The organism is Klebsiella sp. EMBS2024, from assembly GCF_036233805.1.
Classification (GTDB): Bacteria; Pseudomonadota; Gammaproteobacteria; order Enterobacterales; family Enterobacteriaceae; genus Klebsiella; species Klebsiella pneumoniae.
This window is the reverse complement of the sequence record NZ_JAZARW010000001.1, coordinates 1,756,070-1,773,807: the sequence shown is the minus strand read 5'-3', so window position 1 is coordinate 1,773,807 and position 17,738 is coordinate 1,756,070. Positions and strand designations below refer to the sequence as shown.

Below are 17,738 nucleotides of genomic sequence, written 5' to 3'. Positions count from 1 at the left end.
AAAGGATAAAGGCCCGCAGAGCGGGCCTTTAAGGTAACATCCTCGGAACAACGGTGAATCAAACTTTATGTTCTATCACGCGCCCCTGATTCTCGATCGCAATTTTACGCGGTTTTTCGCTCTCCGGGATCTCCTGGTGGATGGCTATTTTTAAGATGCCGCTATCCAGCTGCGCCTGATTAATTTGGGCGTGTTCAGGAAGAGAGAAACTGAGCTGGAAATTAGCGCGGCGGATACCTTTATAAATCCAGCGTTCACCGCTGTCTGTCGAGGCATCGGTTTCCTGGCGTTTCCCGGAAATATGCAGATTCCCCCCTACGGTTTCTATTTCCAGCTCATCATCTTTCCAGCCAGGCACGCTGACGCAGAGCAGGAAATTGCTGTCGTCGACTTTCTGTAAATCATAAGCCGGTAAAGTGCCCACCGGCGTATCGCCCGTTAACTGGCTGAAAAGACGGTCAATACGATTAAAGCGATCGGCAAAAAGAGAATCAGCAAATACCGGGAGTGCTGACAAGGTTTTGAGTGCCATAATTAACCTCCTGAATATTCATTCAAAAGCTCAACATAAAGGCAAGCATTGCTTGTCCGCTATATAAAATAATATCTAAGGCGCGTTTTTCAAGACCCGAAATAAAAAATTTTTCTTCGCCAGCCTCAGTGAAAAATAAGCATGCCGGTGGCGAAGTTACCCCCGCCCGACGGCGGGGGCTGTGGCGCTTCTGAGTCCCATAACTGATGCTGTTTAACATTCAATAAACAGAAGCGACATGTATATATAACTTGTTTAAGGGGATGTCAACGTCCGAATCGCTCCCCCTTTGCCGTCGTGTATTCTCCCCATGAACAGCGCGTTTAGCAACACGGCTGCCTGTCAGGATCCCCTTGCCAACAGCGGCGCTTCGACGTGGCATTCGCCTTGTTGCCGTCAACCGGACGCCGCTGGTGAAAATATACCCGGCCGGGTAAGGAACCTTTCATCCGACACCGTGCCTAATGATCTGCATACGCACTTTCTGAGGCACCGCCATGACCAGCATTTTTATCTCAACCACCCTGTTCGCCCTCTTCGCGTCGATGTTGATCGGCCTGGGAATGGTGTGGAAAAGCATTTCCAACAATCCTGATAACTGATTCTGTTGTACGCCGTTGCTGTTCACCCTCCGCAGCGGCGGGTCTACCCCGCCCCTTTTTATCAATGACCACCCCAGGTTTCGCTCAGGCGCAATCTCCTCAAGGACCCGCGCCTGCAAAAGGTATTTTTGAAAAAGCAATTCATACAGTGAATAAGTAACTCTGATTAATATATTTGAGACCAGAATTAACGCATGCAATATAANCAATTTAAGCAGTTTGTGCCAAATTAGCGGTCATGCCCGCGCAACGCTAAAAAATAAGTCATTGATTAATATGCCATTAATTTCACTCGCCAGCTCAAAGTCCAAAATTAGACTTATTGCATTTGTTGATTGTTAGAAATATCCTAAAGGCATACGCATTTAATGTTCTCCACTTTAAATGCATGACAACTTTCACGATCGCCATGACTATGCCTGATATTTTAATTAACACTGAAAACATATTTCTTAATCGCGGAATTTGCGAACTGCTTAGCGAGATCGCGAAAGAAGAACACATCCGTGAACCGTATTCCGTTGTGGACTGTTCCACAGATATATTAGGTCCGATTGATATGCTGTTCACAGAAATGGCCGCTGGTGAACATTATCTATGCCACCCGTTTTTCAAAAAACTTCCTCCGCACACGTCTATTTTTATTTTCGTCGCCACCGACAGCGCTTTGCAGGTTGAACAGTTACCACTTTGTCTACGCGATGCCACTTTTATCAGCATGAACAGCGGCTTGCGCCGCGTAAAAAATCAGATTGCAAAACGTCTGACGGAGTCGACAACATCTAGTTGCGGTGGGCTGGAAAAAGACAGCAGACGCTGTGTCAAATGCCCTCGGTTAACCTTGACCAAATCACAACTTTATATTATCGATGCGATCAGAACGGGAATGAACAATCAGCAGATAGCGCAAAAACTGGGCATCAGTCATAAGACGATCTTCTCTCACAAAATCAATATTATGAAAAAATTCCAAATAGCTACCAAACAAGAGTTAACNAGATTCTCATCTGTTGCTCTTGCGCTTTCCACAGGAAGGATCGGTTAACGTCGGAATTTATTAAAGCGCATCTTCATTTTTCTTCTTTCTCTAACATAGGACAGGCCAAAAAACAAAGATGTAAACAATAACACCACCGCCAGGACTAATAATAGTGAGTTACTCATAACAACCTTTTAAAAGATAAAGATGACTTTTTAAATAATAAGGGGTGGATATTTTCAAATACAACCCAGCGACAACCATTTCAAACAAAGGTAAAACTCTGTGCGATAATTCTGAAAGATAATAAAAAGAGTAAAAACGATTTCCTTTATCAGACAGGCGTTAGGGTAATAACGATGAAGCATAAACGGACAATGCCAGGCCTAACGCCCAGCGTGTACTGTCGCGACGTCAGGCAAGATGACGGCCTGAAATAATGGTCTACTGACGTGGAAGGAGCGTGGTATTTGGGCAGGTGAAAACACCGTTTTGCAGCTGATCTATACTGTTAGTCAGACATGACGCTGGAGGTGGCTATGTGCGGACGTTTTGCGCAAGCGCAAAGCCGGGAGGAATACCTGGCGCATCTCGTGGAAGCGGCCGAACGAGATATTGCCTGGGACCCGGCGCCTATCGGGCGCTATAACGTCGCGCCCGGGACAAAAGTTTTACTCCTCAATGAACGCGATGAGCAACTCCATCTCGATGCCGTTTACTGGGGCTATGCGCCAGGATGGTGGGATAAACCGCCGCTGATTAATGCCCGGGTTGAGACTGCAGCCTCCAGCAGGATGTTCAAGCCGCTGTGGGAGCACGGACGGGCGATCTGCTTCGCCGACGGCTGGTTTGAGTGGAAAAAGGAAGGAAATACAAAGCAGCCATACTTTATCCAGCGTAAGGATGGCCAGCCAATTTTTATGGCCGCGATTGGTCGGACTCCGTTCGAACGTGGGGACCATGCCGAAGGATTCTTGATCGTGACGGCCGCCGCCGATCGCGGTCTTGTCGATATTCATGACCGTCGGCCGTTGGTCCTGGCGCCTGAAGCCGCCCGGGAATGGATGAGGCAGGATGTCACCGGCGCGGAAGCGGCGGAGATAGCCAGCATCGGAGCCGTCCCCGCCGACGATTTTACCTGGCACCCGGTAACGCGGGCGGTCGGCAATGTGAAAAATCAGGGGCCCGAATTACTTGCCCCTCTCAGCCCATGACAAACGTAATCAAAGCGGCGGATAACGCATCATGTTCAGCGAAGAGATAATTAAATTTTATACCGCCCTGGAGTAGTGCCGAACATCCGACGGAACAAGGCTATGAAGGCACTCACATTGTCATATCCCAGATCCAGCGCTATCGCCGTCACTGGCTTGCCGGCAGCCAGAAGCTCAAGAGCCCTGAGTAAGCGTATCCGCTGTCGCCATTCATTGAAGCTAAAACCCGTTTCGGCTCGGAATCGTCGCGTGAGCGTGCGTGATGACATGCCGGCCCAGGCTGCCCATTCTTCCAACCTGCGCCCGTCGTCCGGGTTTGCTGACAGCGCCTGCGCGATTCTGAGCAATCGGCTATCTTGCGGCATTGGAAGCCCAAGATTAACCCTGGGAAGGGAACCAATTTCATCAAGAATAACGCCAGCTAAACGTTTTTGGGACGCAGTAAGCTCTACACCTTGCCATGCAGCCGCTCGCGTTATCGCTTCACGCAGCAGATTTGTCATTGAGAGAACAGATGGCTTATCAGGTAGCTCGCCACAGGCTTTGGCAGAAACATAAACACTCCATCCTGAATATGGACCGTGCGAGCGCAGGCCGTGCGGAACACCTGGCGGTATCCAGACGGCATGTGTTGCCGGTACCACCCAGCGACAATCACCGCCATCGACCGTAAGTAGCCCACGTATGGCACCGATTAACTGCCCACAGCTGTGATGGTGGCGTGGAGTCTCCCGTATTACCTCAGACTGACGTACCGCGACGAGTAAAGTGGGTCCCTGGGGTGAAAACACCGGTTCGAATGGAATCAATGGATCGTGCATATTGGCGTGTTTGAGGTGTTTAATGTCTTTTATACCGTACTGAAGCCAGTTAGTCGATTGTAAAGTATTCATCACTTTCACAGAGGACTAACCATCAAAATGATTACTATTACTAGGGTATTGGATGACATTATCAACCACCAACAGATACCACTGGATCGGATACTCAGTCGCTATTTTAGTCCCGGTTATCGGCAGCGCACTGATAACAAGTGGGAAGGATTAGATGGCTTTGCTCAGCATGCGCGTAGACTCCGGGAAATTATCGCCTTCGCTAAAATTGAGTTACATGACGAACTTCGTAACGGGAATCTTTATGCCACAAGGCATCGCGTTCTGTGCACCAGGCGCAGCGGAGAAGAGGTGGACATGGAAGTTTATATGTTCGCTGAAATAGATGATTCCGGGCGCTTCATTCGTATCGAAGAAGCCACGTTAATGCTTAAAGGGAGAGAGAGCGATAGAGATTTAGGCAGCGTGAGGTAAAAGAAATATAAGGTTACGACTAGATCAGACAAAAAACCGGGCANCGCGCCCGGNTATCNTGTCAGNCNNAAATNGCCCTACGCANTCANCCCNCGNTTTTTCAGCATCGGCTCAATCTGNGGATCGTGNCCGCGCCACTGNCGATANAGTTCAGCTAAATCAGTGCTNTTNCCGCGNGANANAATCGCNTCNCGGAANCGCTGNCCGTTCTCACGGGTCAAACCNCCCTGCTCCACNAACCANTGATAGCCGTCGTCGGCCAGCATCTGGGTCCACAGATAGGCGTAATANCCTGCCGCATAGCCGCCGCCGAAGATATGGGAGAAATAGCTGCTGCGATAGCGCGGGGGGACCGCCGCCAGATCCAGGTTCTCTTCCCGAAGCACCAGCTGCTCAAACGCGTCCACCTCCTCCGGTAATGCCGAGGTCGACAGGCTATGCCACCGCATATCGAGTAACGCAGCAGCCAACAGCTCGCTCATGTCATACCCTTTATTGAAGGTTGCCGCACGCAACATATTGTCGCGTAGCGCCTGCGGCATCGGCTCCCCGGACTGGTAGTGCTTCGCGTAGTGGGCAAACACCTGCGGCTGGCTGGCCCAGTGTTCGAAGATCTGCGAAGGAAATTCGACAAAATCGCGCGGCGTATTGGTCCCCGAGAGACTGGCGTAGCGCTGGCTGGCGAACAGCCCATGCAGGGTATGGCCGAACTCATGAAACAGGGTGATCACCTCATCCCACGACAGCAGCGCGCTTTGCCCTGCCTGCGGGCGGACGTAGTTGCAGACATTGTAGATAACCGGGCGCTGCGCGCGCAGAGTCGACTGTTCGACAAACACATCCATCCATGCGCCGCCGCTCTTTGAGTCACGAGCGTAGTAGTCACCGTAAAACAGCGCCATCCCTTCGCCGTTGTGATCGAAGATCTCCCAGACCCGCACATCCGGGTGATAGACCGGTATATCGAAGCGCTCAACAAAGCGCAGACCAAAGAGCTGCGAGGCCGTCCAGAATACACCGTCTTGCAGCACCCGCTCGAGGGCAAAATAGGGTTTGAGCTGCGCGTCATCAATGGCATAGGCAGCCCGCCGCACCTGCTCGCTGTAGTAAAGCCAGTCCCATGCCGTCGCGCGAAAACCCCCGCCTTCGTTGTCGATCACCTGCTGGATGTCCGCCAGCTCTCGTTCCGCCCTCGCCCGCGCCGCCGGCGCGATCTGACGCATAAAGCCCAATGCCTCCGCCGGGGAAGCCGCCATTTGATCGGTCAGCGCCCAGCTGGCGTAATCAGCGGCTCCCAACAGCTCAGCCTGCTGCGCGCGGATCGCCGCCAGCCGCAGTACCAGGTCACGCGTATCATGCTCATCGCCCTGCTGATTGCGGGTCCAGCCGGCGGCGAAGAGATTCTCCCGCGTTTGCCGGTCGCGCAGCGCAAGCAGCTGCGGCTGCTGGGTGGTATTGGTCAGCGTCAGCAACCAGCGGTCGCTAAGCCCTCTTTCACGCGCTGCGTCAGCCGCCGCCGCTATCTCCTCATCGCTCAGGCCAGCCAGTTGATGCCGGTAATCAACCACCAGGCCGCCGCTTTTTGCCGCTCCCAGCAGTCGCTGCTGGAACTGACTTTGCAGCGTAGCCGCTTCGGTGTTCAGTGTGCGCAGCGCCGCCTGCTGCTCGGGAGCCAGCGTCGCCCCGGCGTGAACAAAACGTTGCCACGTCAGGGTCAGGAGACGATAGGACTCGCTGTCCAGCGCCAGCGCGTCGCGCTGCTCGTAGACGCTGTTCACGCGCTGAAACAAGGCCGCATTAAGCCAGATGTCATTCCCCAGCTCGGCGAGTTCGGCGGAAAATTGTTCATCCAGTGATTGAATATAAGGATTGGTATGGGCGCCAGCCATGGCGAAAAAGACCCGCGTCACCCGCGCCAGCAGCTGACCACTCTGCTCCAGCGCCTCGAGCGTGTTGGCGAAACTGGCCGGCTGCGGATTGTCGATAATAGCGCGAATTTCGGCCCGCTGCTGCCGGACGCCCTCATCAAACGCCGGGCGATAGTGGCTGTCGTCAATCACATCGAACGGCGGCGCCTGGTAAGGCAACGTACTGACGCTAAAAAAGGGGTTTCGTTCGGACATCTTTCTCTCCTGTACAGGCTAATGCTGTAAGATTAGGCCTCTCCTTAAGGGGTCGCAATGATTTCCGTTACCGGTCGCCGCCTGTGCGTGCTATGGTATGAAAACACAAAAAGCGTTGAGGAACAGTAAGATGATTATCATGGTCACCGGCGCCACCGCCGGTTTTGGTGAAAGTATTACTCGCCGTTTTATCGCTAACGGTCATAAAGTGATTGCCACCGGTCGTCGTGAAGAGCGCCTGAAGACGCTGAAAGACGAGCTGGGCGATAACCTTTATATCGCGCAACTTGACGTCCGCAACCGCGCCGCCATTGAGACGCTGATTGCTGACCTGCCCGCCGAGTGGCTGGCTATCGATGTGCTGGTGAACAACGCCGGCCTGGCGCTTGGTCTGGAGCCGGCGCACCGCGCCAGTGTGGAAGACTGGGAAGATATGATCGACACCAATAATAAAGGGCTGGTGTACATGACCCGCGCCGTGCTGCCGGGGATGGTTGAGCGCAATCGCGGCCATATCATCAATATCGGCTCTACGGCAGGCAGCTGGCCTTACGCCGGCGGAAACGTCTATGGGGCGACCAAAGCCTTTGTCCGTCAGTTTAGCCTCAATCTTCGTACCGACCTGCACGGCACCGCGGTGCGCGTGACCGACATCGAGCCGGGTCTGGTGGGCGGCACCGAGTTTTCTAACGTCCGCTTTAAGGGCGATGACGCTAAAGCCGAAAAAGCTTACGAAAATACCCANGCGCTAACGCCGGAAGATGTGACCGAGGCGGTCTGGTGGGTCGCCACCCTGCCGAAACATGTCAACATCAACACCCTGGAGATGATGCCGGTGAGTCAGAGCTTTGCCGGACTCAGCGTTCACCGTCAGGGCTAACCGTCAGCCACCCGGCCTGCGGGCCGGGTATGGGCGGAAACGCAAAAAACGCGTAAAATAGTGCGCATAACCCCCTAAAAAGTAACCATCAATGGCCGCAGAATCGCAACTGAATCCGACGCAACCCGTCAATCAGCAAATTTATCGCATCCTCCGCCGGGATATCGTTCACTGCCTGATCCCGCCTGGTACACCGCTGTCGGAGAAAGAAGTCTCCGTGCGTTTTGCGGTGTCTCGTCAGCCGGTGCGCGAAGCCTTCATTAAGCTGGCGGAAAACGGACTTATCCAGATTCGTCCCCAGCGCGGTAGCTACGTCAATAAAATCTCATTGTCGCAGGTGCGTAATGGTTGCTTCGTCCGCCAGGCGATTGAGTGCGCGGTGGTTCGCCGTGCCGCCGGCATGATTAACGAAGAGCAACTTTATCAGCTGGAACAGAATCTTCACCAGCAGCGTATTGCTGTTGATCGGCAGCAGTTAAACGACTTTTTCCTGCTCGATGATGAATTTCACCAGAAGCTGTCGATTATCGCCGACTGTCAGCTGGCCTGGGAGACAGTGGAAAATATTAAAGCCGCCATCGATCGCGTCCGCTATATGAGTCTGGACCATGTCACCTCTCCTGAGATGCTTCTGCGCCAGCATCATGAGATTTTCACCGCGCTTGAAAAACGCGATGCCGAGGCGGTAGAAAAAGCCATGAGTATCCATTTGCATGAAATCAGCGAATCCGTACTGCTGATTCGCCAGGAGAACCGCGACTGGTTTAGTGAAGAATAAGAGTCAGACGGCTGCCGGCATGGCCGACGCAGCCGTCCTCATTGAAGGGATTATCTAACGACCAATACCGGCGTTTTGGCGTAGCGCAGAATTGACTCGGCGTTGGAGCCCAGCAGATGGGTGGAGATCCCCGGTTTGCGGGAACCAATCACAATGACATCGAACTCTTCGTTGTTACTGATAGCCAGAATTTCGTCACGCACGTTGCCAAAGACTACGCGGGTATGGATCCGCGTCATGGGGATGGCGAACAGTCGCGCCACCTCGCGCATTTTTTTCTCCGACTCTTCTTTCATATAGGCTTCAAACTTACGAATATCCGCCGTAAAACCGCGCAATAGCGAACGGCTGCTGTTCGGCAGAACGTTGAGCAAGGTGATCTCGCCATTTTCGGCCGAAGCGAGAAATTCCGCGTGACGCACCGCTTTATCGCTTAAATCCATTTCAAAGACATCAACAGGCAATAAAATTTTTTTATACATGGCCCGTACTCCTTTTGCAGAGAAAGTTCTTTTTCAATAACTTAACTATGCCATTATTGCGGTGAAACACCAGCTATTGTTCGGAAAAATAACAGCTAATTATCTTTAGTAAATCAGGGAAATATAGAGTTATGTATAGACATTGCGTTCGATCATATTCTGCGTCTGCTAAAACCGATCGCTAGCAAAAAATAGACATCAGCGGAGTATCGTAGAAATAACTGAAGAGCCGGTGTCGACCCCGGGACCGACACCGGAAAAAGATTATTGCGCGGCGGCCCACGCGGCGACGGTAGCTTTAGCCCCCTGCCGCTGCAGCGCTAAGTAGGCGCGGGTCACCGCCGTGACAAAGCGTAACTCCTGCGGCAATTCGACGCCGAAAATCGCCTCAATACCCAGCAGCGCTTTGACTCGCGCTTCGCCATCGGCGCTGGCAGCCACCGCTTGCTGGATAACCGGCAACAACGGGTCGCATATCTCGATTGCCTGGCCCGCATCGTCAACGCCGCCAACGTAGCGCATCCACCCTGCCACGCCCAGCGCCAGCAGTGTAAAATCACGCTGATGCACCAGATGCCAGCGTATTGAGTCCAGCATGCGCTGGGGCAACTTCTGGCTGCCGTCCATGGCTATCTGCCAGGTGCGGTGCTTCAGCGCCGGATTGCAGTAACGGTCAATCAGCAAACTGGCATAGCGTGACAGATCCACCCCCTGCACCTTCAGCGTTGGTGCTTGTTCGTCCAGCATCAACGACAGCGCCGCGCGACGGTAGTTATCGTCCTGCATACAGTCGTTGATATGCTGATAACCGGCCAGATAGCCGAGATAAGCGAGGAACGAATGGCTACCATTGAGCATTCTCAGCTTCATCTCTTCGAAAGGCACCACGTCGGCGACCAGTTCCGCTCCCGCTTTCTCCCACTGCGGACGTCCGGCAACAAAGTTATCCTCAATCACCCACTGACGGAAAGGTTCGCAGGCCACCCCGGCCGGGTCGCGCACCCCGGTCAGCTGGTTAATTTTATCGAGGGTTTCGGCAGTCACCGCCGGGACAATCCGGTCCACCATGGTCGACGGAAAGGTGACATTCTGCTCTATCCATGCGGCAAGATCCTCGTCTAAAGCCCGGGCGTAGGCGCAGACGACGTTGCGCATCACGTGACCATTTTCCGGCATGTTATCGCAGGACATCACGGTAAAAGCAGGCAGGCCGGCCGCCCGGCGGCGAGATAAGGCCTCCACCACTACCCCCGCCGCCGATTTTGGCTGGTGCGGGTTATGCAGATCGGCGGCGATCAGCGGGTGATCGAGCTGCAGTTCGCCGCTGGCTGGCGAATGGCAATAGCCTTTCTCAGTAATCGTCAGGGAGACAATGGCCACCTGTGGCTGGCACATCGCCGCCAGCACTGCTTCGAGACCATCAACCCCGGCGTGCAGCGCCTTCTTCACCACACCAACCACGCGCGCGGTCCAGGCGTCGGCGGACATTTCGGCGACGGTATACAGCAGATCCTGCTGCTGGAGATCGGCGATCTGCTGCTCGCCGCCAATCAGATTAACTTCGGTGTAGCCCCAGTCGCTGCCGTACTCGCTGGCCAGTATATCGGCATACACAGCCTGATGAGCGCGATGAAACGCGCCAAAACCAAGATGAACGATACGGGGGATCAGTGCGCTGCGATCGTAGGTCGGCAGCGTGGCGTTAGCGGTTAAGAGGGTGTTTTCCATGATGACTCTCGTTGTTATGTAGCCCATCAACCATTCTCGGGGAGAACTCTCGAGGAGAATGCCTTTGTGCCTCAACCATCTCACGCAATTGGTATAACATCTTTGATTTCTGTCAACTACCATACAAGAAGATCTCGCCTGATAAAGCACGGGGCACGTGGCTGCAATCGCCGCAGTGACAGGATAGCGCAGGAGAAGAACATGGCGGCCGCGCGTCCCTGCGGGCCTGCTGTTGACGAATCGCCGAGCGTTGTTAATCGATGCGAGTTTTGACGATAAAGAAGTAGCACAGCGCCCCGGCAAAGGTCACCCCGGCGGCGATCGCCAGCGCCAGATTGAAAGAGTGAGTCGTATCCACTACCCAGCCGGTCACGATCGGCGCGAAGGAGGCAAACACAAAGCTGCCGAAGTTCTGGATCGCCGCCACCGAAGCCACTTTATGCTCCGCCACCATTACCTGCACCAGCCCCCAGGCGGACGTCCCGGCAAAATGAACGCAAAACAGCGCCATGGAGATAAAAGCCACCGCCTGGGCTGGCGTGGACGATTGCACCACCAGCAAGGTGCCCAGCGCCGACAGCACCAGACCGATAACAATCGCCGTTTTGCGGGTTTTCGCCTGATCGTAGCCTCTGCGCGCCAGGGCATCGACCACCAGGCCGTTGACCCACATCCCCACCGCCGCGGCAAGAAACGGGATCGCCGCCACCCAGCCGGTACGGGCCAGGCTTAACCCCTGCTGCGCCTGCAAATAGCCGGGCAACCAGGCGATATACAGCCAGCCGGTGTAGTTCACACCGGAAAAGCCGAGGATCATCCCCCAGGTAGTCCGCCGTTTAAACAGAGCCAGCCATTCGCTAAACTTCAGCGCCGGGCGGGCCGCCTCCTCACTGGCCAGATACTGCTGCTCCTCCTCCTGCAGGGTAAACTGCCGACGGTTACGGTAGCCCACATACCAGCACAGGCCGACCACGATCCCGGCTAAACCAATCACCACAAACATCGTTCGCCAACCCCAGGCCAACTGCATGATGACCAGGGCCGGCGGGGCGATAGCCTGGCCCAGCACCGTCGAGGAGTTGAATATTCCCACCGCCGTGCCGCGCTCTCTTTGCGCATACCAGTCGTTGATCGATTTCACGCCGGCTGGCATAAACGGCGCTTCGCCGATCCCGAGGCCAATGCGCAGCAGAATAAAATGCGAGAACGAATTGACCATCCCGGTCAGGGCCTGCATCGCGGACCAGAAAATCAGCCCGGCGCCCAGCACAATCCGTGGCCCCAGGCGATCCAACAAAATACCGGAGGGCAGTTGCGCGAAGCCGTAGGAGAGCGAAAAGGCGGAGAGCAGCACCCCAAACTCGGTGGCGCTAAGGCCCAGGTCGGCGCGTATCGCCTCCCCGGCGACGCTCAGCGAAGAGCGGTCAAGAAAGTTGACGATACCGGCGATAAACAGCAGCGTCAGGGTGATCTTCTGCACCCGACGGATGCGTAACGGCGTCGCCCTGGTCCGGGCGGCAAGAGTCTCGATAGCCATCGTTGTTCCTTACAGAGTCATATGAAATAGGATGTCTGATAAGTAAGGCAACAGGTCGACTACCATACAAGAATTAGGGTTGAAAAAAGCGGCAGGGATCACACATGACGGGCTTAGGCCCGTTCCCACCCCGCCACGATGATTAGCATGCCGCACAGGGCGATGGCCGCGCCCGCCCAGTCATAATGGGTTAATTTGACCCCATCAACGACCCGCAGCCAGAGCAATGCGGTACAAACGTACACCCCACCGTAGGCGGCATATACCCGCCCGCTGGCGGCCGGATGGAGCGTCAGGAGCCAGACGAATAGCGCCAGCGCCAGGGCGGTGGGGATCAGCAGCAGCGGCGTTGCCCCGCGCTTGAGCCATAGCCACGGTAGATAACAGCCGACGATTTCACACAGAGCGGTAGCAAAGAACAGCAGCGTTGTTTTGAGCATTAAAAGATTCGTAAAAGAGACAAAGCGTTGAACCATTCTACGCGATAATGGCCTCTGCCCCACGCTGTTTTGCCGGCTATGCCCGACAAAAGAGCTGTAGTAAACTGAACCTGAGGGTTAACCCATCACTTAAAGGAAATCGTGATGAACATGACACTGAACAAACGCTGGTGCCTGACCGCCATTCTGGCGTTAAGCGCTGTGGTCTACACCTCCAGCTCCTATGCCGCCACCGACCGGCTGGTGATTGAATCTGGCGACAGCGCGCAGAGCCGTCAGCAGGCGTCGATGGAAAAAGAGCAATGGAACGACACCCGCAGCCTGCGCCAGAAGGTGAACAAACGGGCGGAAAAAGAGTGGGATAAAGCCGATGTCGCTTTCGACGCGCAGGATAACTGCCAGAAGAGCGCCAACGTCAATGCCTACTGGGAGCCAAACACCCTGCGCTGTCTTGACCGTCGCACCGGCCGCGCGATCAATCCCTGAGCCGCTCCCTGACCACGCTGGCGCCTGCGGGCGCCGCCTTTCTGTAATCCCTTTTCCGTTTTGACCACAGGAATCTCCATGACCGACGCGCTACACGTCAAACTCCGCCCGCTTGAGCGCGAAGATTTGCGCTTCGTCCACCAGCTCGATAACAACGCCAGCGTCATGCGCTACTGGTTTGAAGAGCCGTACGAGGCCTTCGTTGAGCTCTCCGATCTGTACGACAAACATATTCACGATCAAAGCGAGCGCCGCTTTGTCATCGAATGCAATGGCGATAAAGCCGGACTGGTGGAGCTGGTTGAAATCAACCATGTGCACCGCCGGGCCGAGTTCCAGATCATCATCTCCCCCGACTTCCAGGGAAAAGGTCTCGCCACCCGCGCCGCACGCCTGGCGATGGACTATGGCTTTACCGTGCTCAATCTGTATAAGCTGTATTTAATCGTTGATAAAGAGAATGAAAAAGCGATCCATATTTACCGCAAGCTCGGCTTTATGGTCGAGGGTGAACTGATCCATGAGTTTTTCATTAACGGCGAGTACCGCAACACCATCCGCATGTGCCTGTTCCAGCACCAGTATCTGGCCGAGCACAAAACGTCCGGGCCGTCCCTGCTGAAGCCGACGGCTCAGTAATAATCGATACGGTTTTTAATGGTGTAGTGGCGGGTCAACGGCGGCTGGACGCTTTCATCGATCACCTGCAGCTCACAGCTCAGCGGATTGTCGTGATCGTCGTAGTCGCAGGTCTGACGCACCGTGCCCAGCGTGCGATCGTTGAAGGTGCTGATGGCGGTATAGTCCAATTTCTTACGCGGATCCTTTGACGGCGTTGAGGCGACGGTAAATCGCTCCTCTTTGGCGGTGGTGGTTTTTCCCAGCGGATAGCCATCGCTGTCATAGCGGTAGGTGGCGGTGGTCTCTTTGCCGCGTGCGCTGATAATAAAACCGTTATCATCCGTCTCCCAACTCACCCCGGCGGCAGGCATCTCCGCCAGCTGACACTTGCCCTGCAGGCGCAGCCGCTTCTCGTGGGTGCGCCCGTCGACGTAATAGTTGGCGTCCAGCAGCAGCGTGGCGCCGGTTTTGTTCTCCACATCTTCCAGGGTCAGCAGATCGAAACACCCTTCCCTGGAGAGCTGAGCGCTCACCTTCTTGACCACCACATCGTGTTCATCCAGAAGCGTCTGGCTAAAATCTTTCACCGGCCCGCGCAGGGGATCAAACTCAAACTCATTGGAAAAACTCGCCATTTCCGGGGTGAAGGCGTCCGGGGCGCTTTTACGGTCGCATGCCGTCAGCAGCAGCGCTGCCGGGATCAGCCAATACAATCTTTTCACAGACGATTCCTTTTGTGTACATCCGATCATATTAGCAAATACAATTGTTTACACCAGTTCTGCTATGCTTAAATCTGGATAACATCGATAAGGAGCGTAAGATGAAACTATCCCTCTGCACCGGCGCTGCGCTACTGCTGTGCTCCACGGCCGTACTGGCGGCTCCCGACTCCTGTGAACGGGTCAAAAGCGACATCCAGCAGAAGATCATCAACAATGGCGTACCGGAAACCGCCTTCAGCCTGGCCATTGTGCCAAACGATCAGGCAGACCAGCCCGGGGTTCAGGTGGTCGGTCATTGCGCCAACGACACCTTCAAAATCACCTATACGCGTAACAGCGACAGTCCCGCCGAAAACGACGCTCAGTAAGTCCTCTTCGGTTTCAAATGAAAGATCTTATCCCTGCATTGACCAGGGATAAGGTCTACTGGCTACCCATAACGTATTATCGCTCACCCCTGCGTCTGTTAATGGCACAGCGGCCCTTCTCCGTACAACATAACGATCATGGAGTGAGCAATGTCGAATCAGGAATCTCCCGGCGGCGTCAGCCGACGCGCGCTACTCAAATCTACAGCCCTCGGCTCCCTGGCGCTGGCCGCCGGCGGGCTGACCCTGCCCTTTACGCTGCGCCGCGCCGCGGCGGCGGTACAACAGGCTACAGGCGACACAACCCGCATTGTCTGGGGCGCCTGCTCGGTTAACTGCGGCAGCCGCTGCGCCCTGCGGCTGCACGTGCGTGATGATGAAGTGGTTTACGTCGAAACGGATAACACCGGCGACGACCGCTACGGCGACCATCAGGTCCGCGCCTGCCTGCGCGGGCGTTCGATTCGCCGGCGCATCAATCATCCGGATCGCCTTAACTATCCCATGAAGCGCGTCGGCAAGCGCGGAGAAGGCAAATTTGTCCGCATCAGCTGGCAGGAGGCGCTGGATACCCTCGCCGACCGCCTGAAGAGCGTGGTAGCGCAGTATGGCAACGAAGCCGTATACATTAACTACTCTTCAGGGATCGTCGGCGGCAACATCACCCGTTCGTCGCCTTCCGCGTCGCCGGTAGCGCGTTTAATGAACTGCTACGGCGGCTCGCTTAACCAGTACGGTACCTACAGTACTGCGCAGATTGCCTGCGCCATGCCCTACACCTACGGCAGTAACGACGGCAACAGCACCTCGGATATTGAAAACAGCAAGCTGGTAGTGATGTTCGGCAACAATCCGGCGGAGACCCGGATGAGCGGCGGCGGCATTACCTGGTATCTGGAGCAGGCCCGCGAGCGCTCTAACGCGCGAATGATCGTCATCGATCCGCGCTACACCGATACCGCCGCCGGTCGGGAAGATGAGTGGATCCCCATTCGCCCCGGCACCGACGCCGCGCTGGTGGCCGGTATCGCCTGGGTGTTGATTAACGAAGATCTGGTGGACCAGCCTTTCCTTGATAAATACTGCGTTGGCTACGACGAGAAAACGCTCCCGGCCGGGGCGCCGGCGAACGGTCACTACAAAGCCTATATCCTCGGCGAGGGCGACGACGGGATCGCTAAAACGCCGCAGTGGGCCTCGCGTATTACCGGTATCCCCACCGATCGCATCATTAAGCTGGCGCGCGAAATCGGCATGAGCAAGCCGGCCTACATTTGCCAGGGCTGGGGGCCCCAGCGCCAGGCAAACGGCGAACTCACCGCCCGGGCGATCGCCATGCTGCCGATCTTAACCGGCAACGTCGGCATCAACGGCGGCAATAGCGGCGCCCGCGAATCAACCTACACCATCACCATTGAGCGCCTGCCGGTGCTGGAAAACCCGGTGAAGACCGCCATCTCCTGCTTTACCTGGACCGACGCCATCGCGCGCGGTCCAGAGATGACCGCCAGCCGCGATGGCGTACGCGGAAAAGAGAAGCTGGATGTGCCGATCAAGTTCCTGTGGAACTACGCGGGCAACACCATCATCAACCAGCACTCCGACATCAATAAGACCCACGAAATTCTGCAGGATGAAAGCAAGTGCGAAACCATTGTGGTTATCGACAACTTTATGACCTCGTCGGCGAAATACGCCGACCTGCTGCTGCCCGACCTGATGACCGTTGAGCAGGAGGATATCATTCCTAACGATTACGCCGGCAATATGGGCTATCTGATTTTTATTCAGCCCGCCACCTCAGCGAAGTTCGAACGCAAACCGATTTACTGGATCCTAAGCGAAGTGGCGAAACGGCTCGGCGACGACGTGCATCAACGTTTTACCGAGGGACGTACCCAGGAACAGTGGCTGCAGTATCTGTACGCCAAAATGGTGGCGAAAGATCCGGCGCTGCCGGCCTACGAGGATCTGAAGCGAATGGGCATCTACAAGCGCAAAGACCCGAACGGCCACTTCGTCGCCTATCGCGACTTCCGGCGCGATCCTGAAGCGCATCCGCTCAAAACCCCGTCCGGCAAAATTGAAATCTACTCCAGCCGACTCGCAGAGATTGCCGCCCGCTGGCAGCTGGAGAAAGACGAAGTTATCAGCCCGCTGCCGGTCTACGCCTCCACATTTGAAGGCTGGGACGATCCGCTGCGCAGCCAGTATCCGCTGCAGCTGTTTGGTTTCCACTATAAAGCGCGCACCCATTCCAGCTACGGCAACGTTGATGTATTACAAGCGGCCTGTCGCCAGGAAGTATGGATCAATCCACTTGACGCGGAAAAACGCGGGATTAAAAACGGCGATATGGTGCGCGTTTTTAATCAGCGCGGCGAAGTCCGTCTTCCGGCGAAAGTGACGCCACGCATCATGCCGGGGGTCTCGGCGATGGGCCAGGGCGCCTGGCACGACGCCAATATGACCGGAGATCGGATCGACCATGGCGCCTGCATGAATACCCTGACCACCCACCGCCCGTCGCCGCTGGCGAAGGGGAATCCACAGCATACCAACCTGGTCGATATCGAGAAGGTTTAAGGAGTAAACCATGAGCACGCAATATGGATTCTTTATCGACTCCGCTCGCTGTACCGGATGCAAAACCTGCGAGCTGGCCTGTAAGGACTACAAGAACCTGACTCCGGAGGTCAGCTTCCGCCGGATCTATGAGTATGCCGGCGGCGACTGGCAGGAGGACAACGGCGTCTGGCAGCAGAACGTGTTTGCCTATTACCTCTCCATCGCCTGTAACCACTGCGAAGATCCGGCCTGCACCAAGGTCTGTCCGAGCGGCGCGATGCATAAGCGCGAAGACGGTTTTGTGGTGGTCAACGAAGAGGTATGCATTGGCTGCCGCTACTGCCATATGGCCTGCCCGTACGGCGCCC

General features: G+C 55.4%; 23 protein-coding genes. 12 read left to right on the top strand and 11 right to left on the bottom strand.

Translation table 11 applies throughout. The features are described from left to right. Window positions 1–58: 58 nt before the first annotated feature. Together VZP09_RS07965 and VZP09_RS07960 are read right to left on the bottom strand one after the other, a co-directional pair. Window positions 59–532, bottom strand: coding sequence for an Hsp20 family protein (locus tag VZP09_RS07965; protein ID WP_020805002.1), 474 nt, complete (start codon window positions 530–532; stop codon window positions 59–61). A 445-nt stretch (window positions 533–977) separates the two neighbouring features. After that, window positions 978–1,079 carry a hypothetical protein gene (locus VZP09_RS07960; RefSeq protein ID WP_223174880.1) on the bottom strand — a complete coding sequence of 34 codons (102 nt, stop codon included), beginning with the start codon at window positions 1,077–1,079 and terminating at the stop codon, window positions 978–980. On the opposite strand from VZP09_RS07960, the gene VZP09_RS07955 reads away from it, so the two are divergent. From VZP09_RS07955 to VZP09_RS07945, 3 genes are all read left to right on the top strand, one after another. Continuing rightward, window positions 1,039–1,134: a YnaM/YnfT family protein gene (locus VZP09_RS07955; RefSeq protein ID WP_271229884.1), complete on the top strand. Its 96-nt coding sequence runs from the start codon at window positions 1,039–1,041 to the stop codon at window positions 1,132–1,134. The genes VZP09_RS07960 and VZP09_RS07955 overlap by 41 nt on opposite strands. A 219-nt stretch (window positions 1,135–1,353) precedes the next feature. After that, window positions 1,354–1,476: a hypothetical protein gene (locus tag VZP09_RS07950; RefSeq protein WP_328795025.1), complete on the top strand. Its 123-nt coding sequence runs from the start codon at window positions 1,354–1,356 to the stop codon at window positions 1,474–1,476. A gap of 67 nt (window positions 1,477–1,543) precedes the next feature. Further along, window positions 1,544–2,179: a helix-turn-helix transcriptional regulator gene (locus VZP09_RS07945; protein WP_023307356.1), complete on the top strand. Its 636-nt coding sequence runs from the start codon at window positions 1,544–1,546 to the stop codon at window positions 2,177–2,179. Here the strand turns inward: VZP09_RS07945 and VZP09_RS24835 are convergent. Both VZP09_RS24835 and VZP09_RS07940 read right to left on the bottom strand, forming a co-directional pair. After that, window positions 2,176–2,298 carry a small membrane protein gene (locus VZP09_RS24835; RefSeq protein WP_032431766.1) on the bottom strand — a complete coding sequence of 41 codons (123 nt, stop codon included), beginning with the start codon at window positions 2,296–2,298 and terminating at the stop codon, window positions 2,176–2,178. The genes VZP09_RS07945 and VZP09_RS24835 overlap by 4 nt on opposite strands. A gap of 54 nt (window positions 2,299–2,352) precedes the next feature. Next, window positions 2,353–2,481: a hypothetical protein gene (locus tag VZP09_RS07940; protein WP_004219446.1), complete on the bottom strand. Its 129-nt coding sequence runs from the start codon at window positions 2,479–2,481 to the stop codon at window positions 2,353–2,355. A 171-nt stretch (window positions 2,482–2,652) separates the two neighbouring features. On the opposite strand from VZP09_RS07940, the gene VZP09_RS07935 reads away from it, so the two are divergent. After that, complete coding sequence (locus tag VZP09_RS07935; protein ID WP_023313134.1) at window positions 2,653–3,327, top strand: SOS response-associated peptidase; 675 nt, start codon at window positions 2,653–2,655, stop codon at window positions 3,325–3,327. A gap of 50 nt (window positions 3,328–3,377) precedes the next feature. Here the strand turns inward: VZP09_RS07935 and VZP09_RS07930 are convergent, their stop codons facing one another. Next, entirely contained in the window at window positions 3,378–4,148 is a 771-nt protein-coding gene (locus tag VZP09_RS07930) for an AraC family transcriptional regulator (RefSeq protein WP_223174961.1), read from the bottom strand. Window positions 4,149–4,247: 99 nt separating this feature from the next. On the opposite strand from VZP09_RS07930, the gene VZP09_RS07925 reads away from it, so the two are divergent. Then, complete coding sequence (locus tag VZP09_RS07925; protein WP_002903735.1) at window positions 4,248–4,634, top strand: nuclear transport factor 2 family protein; 387 nt, start codon at window positions 4,248–4,250, stop codon at window positions 4,632–4,634. A 77-nt stretch (window positions 4,635–4,711) separates the two neighbouring features. Here VZP09_RS07925 and dcp read toward each other — a convergent pair whose 3' ends face one another. After that, complete coding sequence (gene dcp / locus VZP09_RS07920; protein ID WP_328795024.1) at window positions 4,712–6,757, bottom strand: peptidyl-dipeptidase Dcp; 2,046 nt, start codon at window positions 6,755–6,757, stop codon at window positions 4,712–4,714. Window positions 6,758–6,887: 130 nt separating this feature from the next. Between dcp and ydfG the strand changes: the two genes are divergently transcribed. Both ydfG and VZP09_RS07910 read left to right on the top strand, forming a co-directional pair. After that, entirely contained in the window at window positions 6,888–7,637 is a 750-nt protein-coding gene (gene ydfG, locus VZP09_RS07915) for a bifunctional NADP-dependent 3-hydroxy acid dehydrogenase/3-hydroxypropionate dehydrogenase YdfG (RefSeq protein WP_328795023.1), read from the top strand. Between the two features lie 91 nt (window positions 7,638–7,728). Further along, window positions 7,729–8,415 (top strand): GntR family transcriptional regulator, encoded by a 687-nt coding sequence (locus VZP09_RS07910; RefSeq protein WP_002903730.1) that lies wholly within the window; start codon window positions 7,729–7,731, stop codon window positions 8,413–8,415. 50 nt (window positions 8,416–8,465) lie between these two features. Here VZP09_RS07910 and VZP09_RS07905 read toward each other — a convergent pair whose 3' ends face one another. The 4 genes from VZP09_RS07905 to VZP09_RS07890 all read right to left on the bottom strand — a co-directional run bounded on the left by VZP09_RS07905 (window position 8,466) and on the right by VZP09_RS07890 (window position 12,638). Next, on the bottom strand, window positions 8,466–8,897 hold the full coding sequence (locus VZP09_RS07905; protein WP_002903728.1) for a universal stress protein: 432 nt from the start codon (window positions 8,895–8,897) through the stop codon (window positions 8,466–8,468). 264 nt (window positions 8,898–9,161) lie between these two features. Beyond that, window positions 9,162–10,625, bottom strand: a complete 1,464-nt coding sequence (locus tag VZP09_RS07900) for a mannitol dehydrogenase family protein (RefSeq protein WP_064277358.1) — start codon at window positions 10,623–10,625, stop codon at window positions 9,162–9,164. 253 nt (window positions 10,626–10,878) lie between these two features. Next, window positions 10,879–12,162, bottom strand: coding sequence for an MFS transporter (locus tag VZP09_RS07895; protein ID WP_117068294.1), 1,284 nt, complete (start codon window positions 12,160–12,162; stop codon window positions 10,879–10,881). Between the two features lie 113 nt (window positions 12,163–12,275). Continuing rightward, on the bottom strand, window positions 12,276–12,638 hold the full coding sequence (locus tag VZP09_RS07890) for a YnfA family protein (protein WP_072198387.1): 363 nt from the start codon (window positions 12,636–12,638) through the stop codon (window positions 12,276–12,278). Between the two features lie 108 nt (window positions 12,639–12,746). Between VZP09_RS07890 and VZP09_RS07885 the strand changes: the two genes are divergently transcribed. Then, window positions 12,747–13,088, top strand: a complete 342-nt coding sequence (locus VZP09_RS07885; protein WP_002903720.1) for a DUF1283 family protein — start codon at window positions 12,747–12,749, stop codon at window positions 13,086–13,088. A gap of 78 nt (window positions 13,089–13,166) precedes the next feature. After that, the gene (speG, locus tag VZP09_RS07880; protein WP_004179730.1) at window positions 13,167–13,727 is read left to right on the top strand and encodes a spermidine N1-acetyltransferase; all 561 of its coding nucleotides are present in this window, start codon (window positions 13,167–13,169) and stop codon (window positions 13,725–13,727) included. On the opposite strand, the gene VZP09_RS07875 is transcribed toward speG, so the two are convergent. Continuing rightward, complete coding sequence (locus tag VZP09_RS07875) at window positions 13,721–14,431, bottom strand: YnfC family lipoprotein (RefSeq protein ID WP_004183934.1); 711 nt, start codon at window positions 14,429–14,431, stop codon at window positions 13,721–13,723. The genes speG and VZP09_RS07875 overlap by 7 nt on opposite strands. 101 nt (window positions 14,432–14,532) lie before the next feature. Here VZP09_RS07875 and VZP09_RS07870 point away from each other — a divergent pair, with 101 nt between their 5' ends. The 3 genes from VZP09_RS07870 to VZP09_RS07860 all read left to right on the top strand — a co-directional run. Continuing rightward, complete coding sequence (locus tag VZP09_RS07870) at window positions 14,533–14,802, top strand: DUF1161 domain-containing protein (RefSeq protein ID WP_002903714.1); 270 nt, start codon at window positions 14,533–14,535, stop codon at window positions 14,800–14,802. Window positions 14,803–14,952: 150 nt separating this feature from the next. Continuing rightward, window positions 14,953–17,388: a selenate/tellurate reductase subunit YnfE gene (gene ynfE, locus VZP09_RS07865; protein WP_032438454.1), complete on the top strand. Its 2,436-nt coding sequence runs from the start codon at window positions 14,953–14,955 to the stop codon at window positions 17,386–17,388. 10 nt (window positions 17,389–17,398) lie between these two features. After that, the coding region (locus tag VZP09_RS07860) for a 4Fe-4S dicluster domain-containing protein (RefSeq protein WP_183060788.1) at window positions 17,399–17,738 on the top strand (340 nt) is incomplete at its 3' end.

What these genes read in the sequence shown, in the direction of transcription:
- VZP09_RS07910 (WP_002903730.1), top strand. Translation starts at nt 7,729, where the DNA reads ATGGCCGCAGAATCGCAACTGAATCCGACGCAACCCGTCAATCAGCAA.
- VZP09_RS07895 (WP_117068294.1), bottom strand. Translation starts at nt 12,162, where the DNA reads ATGGCTATCGAGACTCTTGCCGCCCGGACCAGGGCGACGCCGTTACGC.
- VZP09_RS07885 (WP_002903720.1), top strand. Translation starts at nt 12,747, where the DNA reads ATGAACATGACACTGAACAAACGCTGGTGCCTGACCGCCATTCTGGCG.
- VZP09_RS07890 (WP_072198387.1), bottom strand. Translation starts at nt 12,638, where the DNA reads ATGGTTCAACGCTTTGTCTCTTTTACGAATCTTTTAATGCTCAAAACA.
- VZP09_RS07925 (WP_002903735.1), top strand. Translation starts at nt 4,248, where the DNA reads ATGATTACTATTACTAGGGTATTGGATGACATTATCAACCACCAACAG.
- VZP09_RS07930 (WP_223174961.1), bottom strand. Translation starts at nt 4,148, where the DNA reads ATGCACGATCCATTGATTCCATTCGAACCGGTGTTTTCACCCCAGGGA.
- VZP09_RS07900 (WP_064277358.1), bottom strand. Translation starts at nt 10,625, where the DNA reads ATGGAAAACACCCTCTTAACCGCTAACGCCACGCTGCCGACCTACGAT.
- VZP09_RS07905 (WP_002903728.1), bottom strand. Translation starts at nt 8,897, where the DNA reads ATGTATAAAAAAATTTTATTGCCTGTTGATGTCTTTGAAATGGATTTA.
- VZP09_RS07940 (WP_004219446.1), bottom strand. Translation starts at nt 2,481, where the DNA reads ATGCTTCATCGTTATTACCCTAACGCCTGTCTGATAAAGGAAATCGTT.
- ynfE (WP_032438454.1), top strand. Translation starts at nt 14,953, where the DNA reads ATGTCGAATCAGGAATCTCCCGGCGGCGTCAGCCGACGCGCGCTACTC.
- VZP09_RS24835 (WP_032431766.1), bottom strand. Translation starts at nt 2,298, where the DNA reads ATGAGTAACTCACTATTATTAGTCCTGGCGGTGGTGTTATTGTTTACA.
- speG (WP_004179730.1), top strand. Translation starts at nt 13,167, where the DNA reads ATGACCGACGCGCTACACGTCAAACTCCGCCCGCTTGAGCGCGAAGAT.
- VZP09_RS07870 (WP_002903714.1), top strand. Translation starts at nt 14,533, where the DNA reads ATGAAACTATCCCTCTGCACCGGCGCTGCGCTACTGCTGTGCTCCACG.
- VZP09_RS07965 (WP_020805002.1), bottom strand. Translation starts at nt 532, where the DNA reads ATGGCACTCAAAACCTTGTCAGCACTCCCGGTATTTGCTGATTCTCTT.
- VZP09_RS07935 (WP_023313134.1), top strand. Translation starts at nt 2,653, where the DNA reads ATGTGCGGACGTTTTGCGCAAGCGCAAAGCCGGGAGGAATACCTGGCG.